Annotated in this window: 11 protein-coding genes; 8 read left to right on the top strand and 3 right to left on the bottom strand. The window is 68.9% G+C overall.

Going from position 1 to position 12,457, the window contains the following annotated elements:
* Positions 1-179 precede the first annotated feature (179 nt).
* The 6 genes from ACZ6TU_RS16120 (at position 180) to ACZ6TU_RS16095 (ending at position 7,316) form a co-directional block, all read left to right on the top strand.
* Complete coding sequence (locus ACZ6TU_RS16120) at positions 180-1,214, top strand: LacI family DNA-binding transcriptional regulator (protein ID WP_467670025.1); 1,035 nt, start codon at positions 180-182, stop codon at positions 1,212-1,214.
* Positions 1,215-1,358: 144 nt separating this feature from the next.
* The gene (locus ACZ6TU_RS16115; RefSeq protein WP_469548887.1) at positions 1,359-2,663 is read left to right on the top strand and encodes an ABC transporter substrate-binding protein; all 1,305 of its coding nucleotides are present in this window, start codon (positions 1,359-1,361) and stop codon (positions 2,661-2,663) included.
* A gap of 87 nt (positions 2,664-2,750) precedes the next feature.
* Positions 2,751-3,677 carry a carbohydrate ABC transporter permease gene (locus ACZ6TU_RS16110; RefSeq protein ID WP_356094630.1) on the top strand — a complete coding sequence of 309 codons (927 nt, stop codon included), beginning with the start codon at positions 2,751-2,753 and terminating at the stop codon, positions 3,675-3,677.
* Between the two features lies 1 nt (position 3,678).
* Positions 3,679-4,551 carry a carbohydrate ABC transporter permease gene (locus tag ACZ6TU_RS16105; protein WP_356094628.1) on the top strand — a complete coding sequence of 291 codons (873 nt, stop codon included), beginning with the start codon at positions 3,679-3,681 and terminating at the stop codon, positions 4,549-4,551.
* A 122-nt stretch (positions 4,552-4,673) separates the two neighbouring features.
* Positions 4,674-6,098 (top strand): glycoside hydrolase family 32 protein, encoded by a 1,425-nt coding sequence (locus tag ACZ6TU_RS16100; RefSeq protein WP_469548883.1) that lies wholly within the window; start codon positions 4,674-4,676, stop codon positions 6,096-6,098.
* A 159-nt stretch (positions 6,099-6,257) separates the two neighbouring features.
* Complete coding sequence (locus ACZ6TU_RS16095; RefSeq protein ID WP_467670019.1) at positions 6,258-7,316, top strand: carbohydrate kinase family protein; 1,059 nt, start codon at positions 6,258-6,260, stop codon at positions 7,314-7,316.
* 136 nt (positions 7,317-7,452) lie between these two features.
* Here ACZ6TU_RS16095 and ACZ6TU_RS16090 read toward each other — a convergent pair whose 3' ends face one another.
* The 3 genes from ACZ6TU_RS16090 to ACZ6TU_RS16080 form a co-directional block, all read right to left on the bottom strand.
* Positions 7,453-8,676 (bottom strand): hypothetical protein, encoded by a 1,224-nt coding sequence (locus ACZ6TU_RS16090; protein ID WP_469548880.1) that lies wholly within the window; start codon positions 8,674-8,676, stop codon positions 7,453-7,455.
* 515 nt (positions 8,677-9,191) lie between these two features.
* The gene (locus ACZ6TU_RS16085; RefSeq protein ID WP_469548878.1) at positions 9,192-9,338 is read right to left on the bottom strand and encodes a hypothetical protein; all 147 of its coding nucleotides are present in this window, start codon (positions 9,336-9,338) and stop codon (positions 9,192-9,194) included.
* 647 nt (positions 9,339-9,985) lie between these two features.
* Positions 9,986-10,519, bottom strand: coding sequence for a GtrA domain-containing protein (locus ACZ6TU_RS16080; RefSeq protein WP_469548875.1), 534 nt, complete (start codon positions 10,517-10,519; stop codon positions 9,986-9,988).
* Between the two features lie 485 nt (positions 10,520-11,004).
* Here ACZ6TU_RS16080 and ACZ6TU_RS16075 point away from each other — a divergent pair, with 485 nt between their 5' ends.
* Entirely contained in the window at positions 11,005-11,523 is a 519-nt protein-coding gene (locus ACZ6TU_RS16075; protein ID WP_467670011.1) for a toxin-antitoxin system HicB family antitoxin, read from the top strand.
* 82 nt (positions 11,524-11,605) lie between these two features.
* Positions 11,606-12,454 carry a DUF4097 family beta strand repeat-containing protein gene (locus ACZ6TU_RS16070; RefSeq protein ID WP_467670009.1) on the top strand — a complete coding sequence of 283 codons (849 nt, stop codon included), beginning with the start codon at positions 11,606-11,608 and terminating at the stop codon, positions 12,452-12,454.
* The last annotated feature ends 3 nt before the right edge of the window (positions 12,455-12,457 follow it).

Below are 12,457 nucleotides of genomic sequence, written 5' to 3'. Positions count from 1 at the left end.
CCCTGCTAACGCAAGAGCTAATGCATACCGTTTTACCTGGGGGACGCAAGAGAGGCGGACAAATCGCCATATACCTCCCCGGTTTCTCATTCGAGATGTCTGCGGTGTTGACATCCGACCACAGGCGCATCAATCTCTTCGCAACTTGCTAATCCGATTTAACAACGGAGCTGAGCAGCGTGTCTGAACGTCGTGTGACCATGGCCGATGTCGCCCGCCATGCGGGCGTCTCGCCGACGACCGCGTCGTTCGCCCTGTCCGGTCGCACCGACATGCGCATCTCCGATGCCTCCCGCCAGAAGGTGCTGGATGCCGCGAAGGAGCTGGGTTACCGCCCGAACGTCACCGCGCGCAGCCTGCGGACGAAGTCGACGCAGACCATCGGGTTCGTTTCGGACCGGATCACCACGACGCCCTTCGCGGGCGAGGTGATCCGCGGCGCGATGGAGGCCGCCCGCGAACGGGACAACCTGCTGTTCATCACTGAGGCGGGCGGCGATCGCGACGCCGAGTCCTCGCTGGTCCACGCGCTGCTGGACCGCCAGGTCGACGCGGTGATCTACGCCTCCATGTTCACCCGGTACGTCACTCCGCCCAAGGAGCTGTTCGGGCGCCGCGTGGTCCTGCTGAACTGCCTCGCCCCCGGCTTCGACGCCCCGTCCGTCGTCCCCGACGAACTGGAGGCCGGCCGGGACGCGGCCCGCGCCCTGCTCGTGGCCGGTCACACCGAGGGCATCTGGGCGATCGGCGGGCACCAGGCCGTCCCGGCCACGCCCGAGGGGATCATCGCGGGCAACGAGCGCATGCGCGGCCTGGAGGAGGTTCTGCGGGAGGGCGGCGCGCGCCTGGACGGTGTCATCGAGTGCGACTGGGACACGCCGGACGGCTACCGGGAGGTCTCCGCGCTGCTCGCGGCGGGCCACCGTCCCCGGGCGCTGGTGTGCCTGGCCGATCGGGTGTCCCTCGGCGCCTACCAGGCGCTCGGCGAGGCAGGTCTGTCCGTGCCCGGCGACGTGTCGGTGGTCTCCTTCGACGACCAGGACATCGCGGCCGTACTGCGCCCGGCGCTCACCACGCTGAAGCTGCCGCACTACCAACTCGGCAGCCTCGCCGTGGAGCTGATTCTCCGCAGGGGGCCGCTCGAAGCAGTCGTCCACCGTGTGCCCATGCCGCTGCGGGAACGTGCCTCCATCGGCGCCCCCGCCTGGGGCTGACACCGGGCACCCGAAGACGGTTGTCCCGCCGCCAGGAGTACTGACCCTCCGGGCGGCGGGACGACCACCAAGAACAGCGACCGTCGCAACCGGTCGCCAAGGCGGGTCCGGCAAGACCCGTCTCAGTGAGATGGAGGAACCCTCGTGGTGTTCAGAACCAGGCGCCTCGCACTAGCGAGTGTAGCTGCGGCAGCGGCGACCGCGCTGGTCGCCGGATGTGCGACCGGCAGCGGCGGCAGCACGTCCGGAGCCGACGGCGACACATTGACCCTGTGGACGCACAACGCCGGCAACTCGACCGAACTTGACGTCGTCAAGAAGATCATCAAGGACTTCAACGGCTCCCAGAGCAAGTACAAGGTCAAGCTCCAGGCGTTCCCGCAGAGCGACTACAACAACTCCGTCGTCGCTGCCGCCTCGGCCCGCAAGCTGCCGTGCCTGCTCGACGTGGACGGGCCCAACGTGGCGAACTGGGCCTGGGGCGGCTACCTCGCCCCGATCGACGTCTCCGGCAGCGAGGTACCGCTGTCCGACCAGCTGCCCAGCACCGTCGGCCGCTACAAGGACAAGGTCTACGGCTTCGGCTTCTACGACGTGTCCCTGGCCTTCTTCGCCCGCAAGTCGGTGCTGAACGAGAACGACATCCGCATCCCCACCATGGACAAGCCGTGGACGAAGACCGAGTTCGACGCGGCGCTCGCCAAGCTGAAGAAGAGCGGGAAGTTCAAGTACCCGCTGGAGATGGGCACCGGCGGCACCGGTGAGTGGTGGTCGTACGCGTACTCCCCGCAGCTGCAGAGCTTCGGCGGTGACCTGGTCAACCGCGACGGCTACAAGACCGCCTCCGGCACCCTCGACGGCAAGAAGTCCGTGGAATGGGCTACCTGGTTCCGATCGCTGGTGGCCAAGGGCTACATGTCCAAGAAGTCCGGCGCCGACCCCAACAAGGACTTCCTGGCCGGCAAGAGCGCCATCCAGTGGGACGGCAGCTGGAACGCGACCAAGAACGCCGACAAGCTCGGCGACGACCTGGCGATCATCCCGCCGGTCGACTTCGGCCGCGGTCCCAAGATCGGCGGCGCCTCCTGGCAGTGGGCGATGAGCTCCAGCTGCTCCAACAAGGACGGCGCGCAGGCGTGGCTGAAGTTCTCCCGCCAGACCAAGTACTTCGTCGACTACGCCAAGGCCACCGGCACTCTCCCGGGCACCGAGGCCGCCGCGAAGCAGATCGACGGCTACCAGCCGGGCGGGAAGTTCAACGAGCTCGTCCAGTTCGCGCGCAAGTACGCGGAGGTACGCCCGGTGACCCCCGCCTACCCCTACATCTCCACCGAGTTCGAGAAGGCGGCCCAGGACATCCTGTCCGGCGCCGATCCCAAGAACGCTCTGGGTCAGGCGGCGAAGGACATCGACAACAACCTGAAGACGAACAACTACAACGCCGGCTGACCCTGCTCCGGTCCGGTTCGGGCCCCGACCGCGCCTCCTCGCGCGCCCGAACCGGACCGGCTCCCCCCTGGAGCTACCGTGACCACCATGATCGCAGCCCTTGAGCGGCTGCGTCCGGTCCGGCGAACCCGAACGACCAACGCACGCCGCCGTGAGAGCCTCACCGCCGTCGGCATGGCCACCCCGGCCGTCGTGCTGCTGATCGTCTTCCTCGTCGTACCGGTCGCCCTCGCCTTCGCCCTGGCGTTCACCGACGCGAGGCTGATCTCACCCACCCCGGCCCGCTTCGTGGGCCTTCGCAACTTCACCCAGCTCTTCGAAGACCCGGTCTTCTACAAGTCCCTGCGCAACACGGCGTACTTCGCCGCCGTCGTCGTCCCGCTGCAGGCCGGGCTCGCCCTGGTGCTGGCGCTGCTGGTCAACGCGAAGGTGCGGGGCGTCAACTTCTTCCGCACCGTCTACTTCCTGCCGGTCGTCACCTCGATGGTCGTCGTGTCCCTCCTGTGGACCTTCCTCTACCGGCAGGACGGCCTGGTCAACCACGTCATCTCGGTGCTCACCCTCGGACACGTCGACGGCCCGGACTGGCTGGGCAACCCGGACACCGCCATGCCCGCCATCATCCTGATGTCGGTGTGGCAGGGCGTCGGCTTCCACATGATCATCTGGCTGGCCGGTCTCCAGACCATCCCCGCCGAGCTGTACGAGGCCGCCGACCTGGACGGGGCCACCCGCTGGCACCGCTTCCGCCACGTCACCTGGCCGGGACTGCGCGCCACCCGCACCTTCGTGCTGGTCACCATCACCATCGCGGCGTTCAGCCTCTTCACCCAGATCAGGGTGATGACGCAAGGCGGCCCGCTCGACTCCACCACCACCGTCGTCTACCAGGCCGTGCACACCGGCTACGACCAGCAGCAGACCGCGTACGCCGCGGCCATCTCGCTGATCTTCTTCGTGCTCGTGCTGGCCGTGTCCCTCGTCCAGCGATTCCTGACCCGGGAGAAGGACTGACATGACCTCCGTCCTCAAGCACCTCGGCGGTCACGTCGGCCGTGTCGTCCTGGCCCTGGTCTTCGCGCTCCCACTCGTCTTCATGCTGATCTCGTCGTTCAAACCGGACGACCAGATCTTCAGCGACCTGGGCTCCCTGCGCGCCTTCCTGCCGGTCGGCGCCCTGTCGCTGGACAACTACACGGCCGTGTTCGAGCGAGTCCCGGCGGCACAATTCCTGCTGAACTCCGTACTGATCTCCTCGATCACCGTCGTGCTCGGCATCATCGTCAACAGCATGGCCGCCTTCGCCCTGTCCCGCATGCGCTGGCCCGGCCGCAAGCTCGTCCTCACTGGCATCATCGCCACCCTCATCGTGCCGTTCGAGACCTTCGCACTGCCGCTGGTGTGGTGGGTCAACCAACTGCCGCTGCTCCGCGTCAACGGCTTCCACCTGGAGTGGACCACCGGCTGGATGGACACCTACCAGGTCCAGATCGTGCCGTTCATCGCCAACGCCTTCTCGATCTTCTTCTTCCACCAGTACTTCCAGAGCATCCCCAAGGAGATCGACGAGGCGGCGATCGTGGACGGCGCCGGCTGGTTCACCATCTACCGGCGCATCGTCATGCCCCTGTCCGGCCCGGCCGTCGCCACCGTCGCCATCCTCACTTTCCTGCCCGCCTGGAACTCCTACCTGTGGCCGCTGATGGTCGTGCAGAGCGAGAACCTGCGGCCGGTGATGGTGGGCATCTCCTACTTCTTCCAACTCAACGTGGGCTGGGGCCAGATCATGGCCTACTCCTCCATGATCACCGTGCCGATCCTCGCCCTGTTCGTGGCGTTCCAGCGGTCGTTCGTGAACAGCATCGCGTCGACGGGCGTGAAGGGCTGAACCCGCGCCCGCGCCCGCGCAACGCACCGCGTTTCTCCACCCCTCTTCTTCCCCGTGTGCTTCACGCACCCCAAGAAAGGCCCCGTGTGTCCCCGCCGCCTGCTGACCCCCACCTTCCGGCCATGCATCTGCGCCCCCCGCTCAACTGGATCAACGACCCCAACGGGCTGGTCTTCCACGACGGCCACTACCACGTCTTCTTCCAGTACAACCCGTACGCTCCGCGGCATTCGAACGTGCACTGGGGCCACTACCGAAGCCCCGACCTGATCAACTGGGAATCCCTCCCGGTGGCCCTCGCCCCCACTCCCGGCGGCTACGACGCCGACGGCTGCTTCTCCGGAAACGCGGTCTCCGACGACGGCCGCATGGTGGCCTTCTACTCGGCCCACCGCACCGACCGCTGGTGGCAGCCGGTGACCACCGCCGAGTCGTACGACGGCGGAATCACCTGGGTCAAGCGCCCGGAGCTGCTCATCCCCGAGCCGCCCGCAGACACCACGATGTACCGGGACCCCTACGTCTGGCAGCAGGACGGCCGCTGGCGCATGCTGGTCGGCTCGGCCCTCGCCGACAACCGCGCCGCGGCGCAGCTGTACGAGTCCGACGACCTGGAGCACTGGGAGTACCGCGGCCGCTTCCACACCAGCGATGCCGCGGCCGGCTCCGGCCCGGTCGGATGGGAATGCCCCCAGTACGCGCCCCTCGGCGACCGCGGCGTCCTGATCATCAGCGACTGGACCCCGCGGGGCGGCCCCAGCCACACGACCGTCCACACCGGCCGCGAGCAGGACGGACGCTTCACGGCGACCGCGGCCCCGGTGCCGCTGGATCACGGCCCCGACTTCTACGCCCCCGCGCTGCTCAGGGCCCCGGGGGAGGACCGCTGGCTGCTGTGGGGCTGGGCGTGGGAGGCCCGCGACGACGCCTGGGCGCATGAAGCAGGCTGGGCAGGCACCCTCACCCTCCCCCGCGAGGTGACCCTCGCCGCCGACGGAACGGTCGTCCAACGCCCCGCTCGCGAACTGCTCGCGCTGCGCGGCGAACGCGTACTGCACCGCACCGGGCACGTCACACAGTCCGGGGCCGCCGAACTCGGCCAGGTCAGCCGCACCTTCGACCTCACTGCCGTCCTGACCCCGGACACCACCGGCACCAGCGGCCTGCGCCTGGTCACCGCCGCGGACGACACCGAGTACCTCGACATCAGCCTCGATCCCACCACCGGCCGGCTCACCGTGGACCGCAGCCACGCATCACTGGACGCGAGGGCACGAGGAGGCTCATATGCCGTCCCGTGCCCAGCCGCGACGACCGGCACCCCCGTGGAGCTACGCGTGATCGTGGACCGTTCGATCGCCGAGGTCTATCTCGGCGACGGCCGGGTCCTCACCCTCAGGTTCTATCCACTCGCCGAGGGACCCTGGCGACTGCAGGCCCGCACGACAGGCACGGGCAACAGCTACTTCACAGTCGAGGCATGGAACCTGACCCCGGGCGGAATCCGTCAGGAACCGCTGCTGGCGAGCCAAGGGCAGGACGCGTAACGCGCCGCCTGTCCCACGTGTCCTCAAAACGCCGTCCTCACCTCGAAGCAGGTGAGGACGGCACCGTCGTCGACCTACCCGTCGACATCGGCGTACCAGCCGGACCCAGGCACAGGAGCCGCAGGCCCACGCCCTCCCCCAGAAAGGCAGAGAGTCACCATGCCCCGACACGGCTCCCCCAGCAGTGTCACCGTCCTTGGCGAGTGCGTCGCCGACACCTTCGCCGACCCTGGCCGGTCCAGCCTCAGCGAACTCGCACTGCGCGCCCTGCCCGGTGGCGGTCCCGCCAACACCGCCGTCGCCCTCGCCCGGCTCGGCACCCCCACCCGCTTCCTCGGACGATTCTCCAACGACGTCTTCGGCGCCCTCTTCCGAGACCGCCTCAGCGCCTCCGGCGTCGACCTGACCGGTAGCGTAAGCGCCCCCGAGCCCAGCACGCTCGCCGTCGCCGACCTCGACGAGACCGGCCAGGCCACCTACACCTTCTACGCCGACAACGCCGCCGACTGGCAATGGACCACCGCCGAACTCGCCGCCACCCAGCAGGACGACGCGGTCTGCCTGCACACCGGATCCCTGGCCCTGGTACGTCAGCCCGGTGCCGGCCACATCGAGGACCACCTCGCCAGTGCCCGCGAGCACGTCACCGTATCCATCGACCCCAACGTCCGCCCCCTGCTCGTCCCGCCCTCGGCCTACCGAGAGCGGCTTCCTCGCTGGTGCGCCCTCGCCGACATCCTCCGCCTCAGCGAGGACGACCTCGCCCTGCTCCTCCCCGGTGCCGGCCTTGAAGAGGCTTGCGACACCTGGCACAGCGCCGGCGCACGACTCGTCGTCATCACCCTCGGCGGACGCGGCGCACTCGCCTCCCTCGATGGCCACCGCGTCACCGTCCCGACCCCGGCCATCGACATCGTCGACACCGTCGGCGCCGGAGACTCCTTCACCGCTGGCCTGCTGCACCGCCTCGCCGCCCTCGGACACCTCGGCGGACGACTCGACCGGCTGGGCCTCGAAGACGTCGCCGACGCGTGCTCGTTCGCCGCCCACGTCGCCGCCCTGACCTGCTCCGTCCCCGGCGCGAACCCGCCCAGGGCAGAACACCTGGCGACCCCGTTCCTCTCCAGGGAACGCCGCTTCGCCAAGTCGGCGTCCCGTCCACTTCCACCCTCGTGCCCTGACCATGACCGAACCGCACACGCAAGGGCAGTGCCATAGCCGACGCCGGTGGTGACCAACATGGTCGAGCTGTCGGCGACCATCGCGTGGCGGTACATATTGATCCGAAACGGTAGGTTTTCCACTCGCCCAGCGCATTGCGAGCCCGAGCGCATGGCTGCTTTTGCAGGTTGCTTCAGGCTGTGGTCAAGCGGTCGAGCAGGTCACATGCGGAGTTCTGGAGTTCGGCGATGGTTGGGGCGAGGGCTCGTTGAGCAGCGACTTGGGCCGCGGCCAGGGCCGGTTGCCAGTGGGCGGTGTGTTCGACGTCGTGGTAGGCGCGTTGGGCCGCTGCCCGGGCGGCGTCGCGGATGGCAGGCGGCGAGTACTGGTTCATAGCTGTCCTGGAGTCCCGGACGGCAGCCCAGCCGGCGGCCTTGGCGCGGATCCAGACGTAGGGCCTGACGGCCGGGCCGACTGTGCGCCGGGCGGCTTCCTCGGCACTCCGGCGGGTCATGCGTTCGTCGGCCTTTCGCATGTCGCGCTCCCAACGCGGAGCGGCCCGCTTGGCATCGCGGGCGGCCCGCCGCACCTCAGTGGGCGCGGCCTGCAAGATCTCCCGACGGGCGCGCCTTGCGGCCTCTACTGCCATGTCTCGGGTGGCGTGGTGCTCGGCTTCCAGGATGTCGTTCCATCCGGCTTCCCGAGCGGCCGCATGAACTACCGCCTCCATGGCGGCCCCAGCATTCCCCATAGCGATCTGGACTATGTGATCGATCTGGCTGTCCGGGGCATCCGGGGCGAGCCAGGGGACGGCTTTGAAGGCATCGCGCACGGCAGGCCCCCCAGCCAGGGCCGCGGCGCGCGAAACGCATGCGTAGAAGTCCCGCCAGAGCATTCTGCGCTCGGGCAGCTGTTGGGGCATGATCGCATTCGCGATGACAGCGGTTGGAGGGGTAGGGAAGTAATGATGGTAACCGCGCATGCCGCAGACGAGTTCTGGCAGTCCCTCCAGCGTCGCCGTGTCCCTGCCCGCCAGCCGCAGCCACGCTGGCGTGTAGGTCCGGATCAACCAGTCGGCGCACATCCAGGCGCGAGCGCAGTCGGCAGGCATACAGGGAACATCTTTCATCTCCCCATCACCCGCGTAGGCGGCGAGGATACCGATTTGGCTGAGGTCAACGGCGCAACGCGTGCCAACGACCCGGCGGATATAGGGCCGCAGCAGCTGTGTCCGGTCCACGTCCGGCAAGGCGTCATTCCATGCCCGGCCGAAGATGGCGATCAGCGGGGACACACATTCAGGGAGATCCGACCATGCCTCCCCCGCGAAGTAGGAGACGGCTTCCAAGAAGGAAGCCTGACCTGATCCAGGTTCGTGCCTACCGGCGGCCAATTCGATCGTGTTCACATCAAACACGGATGCTCCAGCGCCCGTCCGAAGGGTTACATGCTCCCCGCCTGCGCCCCGCCGCCGGCATCCCGATCCAACGAGACTGGCCGAACTCGATACCGCCAACGGGTGCCACGGGCATCTTATTGATTCCGAAGCTCAATCGGTTCTATTCGAGGATGTAGCGGACGTGGGGGCCGCAGAAGCAGCTGCGGACGATGTGCGGCTGGCCGCTGGTGGCGGCGGAAGAACCTGCGAGATTCGGCGGCGAGTTGGGCCTGGTCACGTGCCCGGCTGTGCATGGGCAGAACAGTCCCACCATGTATACAGCCGTAGTCTCCATCGAGCTTGAAGGGCCAGGAGCAGGCCGTACGGGAGCGGGATCGATGACGGGACTGGCCCGCGCCGCCGGCCGCGCCCCCGTCCACCTGCCAACTTCAGCCTGCACCCGTAGGAATAGGGGCGGAGTCGGAGGCCACCGCGGCCGACCTACGTCCGTCCGTCATCAGCCGTCGGCACGACCGGTGGCATTGCCGGATCGCTCAGCCTTCGATGTGGTAACGGCTCTGGGACACGACGGCTTGGCGGATCTGGGTGGTGAAGTCGGGGGTACGGGCGATCCGGTCCACGCCGCCGGCCTTGTTGCGGCGCAGGACGCTCTTGAAGCTCTGTTCCAGAGTTCCTGCCATGCGGAACATCAAGTCGTCGGTGAGATGGCCGAGGTCGATGTTGAGAAGGTCCCGCGGCGAAGGCTGCCGTAGCCGTGTGAGGGTGTAGGCGGACAATGCAGGGTGTTCGACGGTGTCTCACTCACGCCTCAGGCCCTCTCACGTATCACGGAAGCCCCCATCACGGGGGCTTGCAGGAAGGCGGACGGCATTGTGGCACAGGGTCGGAAAGCCCCAGGTCACGTCCTCGCTCAGGGAAGTGTTCGGCAACGGGCGACGTGGAGCGCCACCGTCGGCCATCAGGTCAGCGAGGCGACCCGAGCGGTTGGGCGACACGGCGGGCGAGCCCCTCGGCGGCACCGCTTCGGCAGGCAGGCGACCGTCGCCTCCGGCGACGTGGCGATCAGGACAAGCCCCGACAGGCCGAGAGCCGGTGCGCGCGGCTGCCCGCCGCCATCCTCTGGACCGCTTCTTCGACCGAGCAGCTCGTCCTTGGCGTTCTCAGGCCCCAGCGTCAGCGCGGCGATCTCAGCCTCGTCGCCGGAGATCGCAGGCGCCGTTGATATCCAGCGACTGCCCGCCCTCGACGGCCACCTCCAGGAGCGACGAACCCGTAGCTTCTCGGACGCTTCCCGCCCGTCGGCGCGCGCTGCCGCCCGGTGGAACGGTCAGGCGGCGTAGCAGAGCACCGCAGGGCCGGCCGAGGCTGCGGCACGGGCCACGGTCGCGTGCACGGGACGGGCAGTGCGAACGGTGGGCGCGGCCTGCGAGCGGTTCCGCGCGAAGACGACGAGGCGCAGCACCGTGAACCGTGCGACACCGGCGAGTGCGGAGGCGGACAGGTAGACGACCTGTTCGAGCACCGCACCGGGCGCCGCCACCAGCTGCTGCAGGACAAGCATCGCCACACAGGTCACCACGTACGCGGCCGCCGCCGACCCGGCGGACTGCGCATGCTGGCGCCAGGTCGCGCGCCCGCCCGCACCGAAGGTGAACCGGGCGTGCAGCTCGGTGGCGAGGAGCGTGGAGACCACGGTGATCAGGGCGTTGGCCAGAACCCAGGGGATCCAGGAGGCCAGGGCCGCCACGGCGAAGCTGGAGGTGATCCCCACCCCACCGCCGAAGAGCACGAAGCGGGCGAAGGCGGTGAAGGCGGTGAAGGCGGCGGGCGCCGCCTGCTCCTGGCTGTGTGCTGTCTCCATGATCCGACCCCTTCGATGGCCTCACTCCGCGAAACGCGCACCCCTCGGCCTTCGGGACCGAGGAGTGTGCCGCCAGTGATGCCACTATGACACATGAATGGTGTCACTGCGACACCATGTGGCGCCACACCATGTACGGGCTCGTGCATGCGCAAGTCAGCGATCCGGCACGCCTTCGGTGCACACCGGGAGTGGTAAATGCCGTGGCACGCATCAGATGTACTCCCGTCCGCATGCGTCGACTGATGCCTGCCCGGACACTTGAAAGGTTCACTCCGGGTGGCACCTGCGCCACGACGCGAACCGAGAGACGGGCGGATCACCATCCCGCGACATCGCGTGGCGTCACACGGCACCCGCGTGGCGCCGGACAGTGTCGCCGACACCATTCCGCGCTCCCGATCCTTCTCGATCCTTCTCGGAGCCACCCCACAAAGGCACCACTCGGGCTTGCCGTGACGCCATCATGGTGCCATCATGGCGTCATGGACCTCACCCCGTATGTCGACTCCCTCCGCCGCGAACTCGCGGTGGCCGCCGAAGCCGGCGGCGACGAAGCCCGCGAGCTGGCCGAGAGGCTCACCGCTCCCCTGGAGTCGGCGACCCGGCTGACCATGCTCAACGTGCTCTCCGCCGCGATGGACGAGATCACCCGTGAACTCGCCCCCGGCTCGGTCGACGTACGGCTGCGCGGGCTCGACCCCGACTTCGTGGTGACACCGCCGCCCACCTATGGCGGCGCCCCCGCGGAGCCAGCCGCACCCGCCGAACCGTTCAGGGCCCCGGTTCCGGCCGACGGCGACGAGGGGGGCACCGCCCGCGTCAACCTGCGCCTGCCGGCCCACCTCAAGGCCCGCGCCGAAGAGGCCGCGACCCGCGAGGGCCTGTCGGTCAACGCGTGGCTGGTGCGCGCCGTGTCGACCGCGGTCGACGGCGGCAACCGGCCGCGCACTCCGGAGAAGGCCCAGACCGTCGGCCAGAGCTTCACGGGCTGGGTGCGCTAGCCGCGCCCCCGCCCGCACCACTTCACCCACACCACGTCCCACCAGCGGGGACGACCCAAGGACTCAAGAGGACGGGACAGCCATGCCTTCTTTCGACACTCCCGAAGCGATCTCGGTCACCGCGCGCGTGGAGGCCGGTTCCATCCAATTCACCGCGGGCGACCGCCTCGACACCGTCGTCGAGGTGCGGCCCCGCGACCCGAAGAAGGACCTGGACGTACGGGCGGCCGAGCAGACCGAGGTCACCTACGCGGGCGGCGCACTGACCGTCAGGACACCCAAGGGCAATCTGCTCGGGCTCGGCCGCACCGGCACCGTCGACGTGACGGTCGAACTGCCCGCGGACTCGCGCATCGACATGACCGGCGCCTGGGCCCAGGTGCTCGGCGAAGGCCGGCTCGGCGAGGTCAGCGTGAAGACCTCGTCCGGCGACGTCCGCCTCGACACGACCGGCCCGCTCCAGCTGACCGCGTCGCACGGCTCGATCACCGTCGGCGGGGTCGAAGGCAGGGCCGAGATCACCACCAGCTCCGGCAGCCTACGCGTCGGCCTCCTCGACGGCCCCGCCGTCCTGAAGAACTCGCACGGCACCACCACCGTCGACGCCGCGACCGGCGAGCTGCGGGTGAGCGGCGCCAACGGCGACATCGAGATCCGGCGCGCCGAGGACTCGGTCACCGCCACCACCGCCCACGGCACCCTGCGGGTGGGCGAAGTGGCCCGCGGCACCGTCCAGTTGGAGACCAACTACGGCGCCATCGACATCGGCGTCCGCGTGGGCACGGCCGCCTGGCTCGACGTCAGCTCGGGCTCCGGCCAGGTGCGCAACACGCTCACCGCGTCCGCGAGTCCGGAGCAGACCGAGGACACCGTCAAGGTCCGCGCCCGCACCAAGCACGGCAACATCGACGTCCGCCGCGCCAGGGCCTGAGCA

It is taken from the genome of Streptomyces sp. NPDC052064, assembly GCF_055585925.1.
The sequence above is the reverse complement of the archived record's forward strand: the minus strand, read 5'-3'. Positions and strand labels throughout refer to the sequence as shown.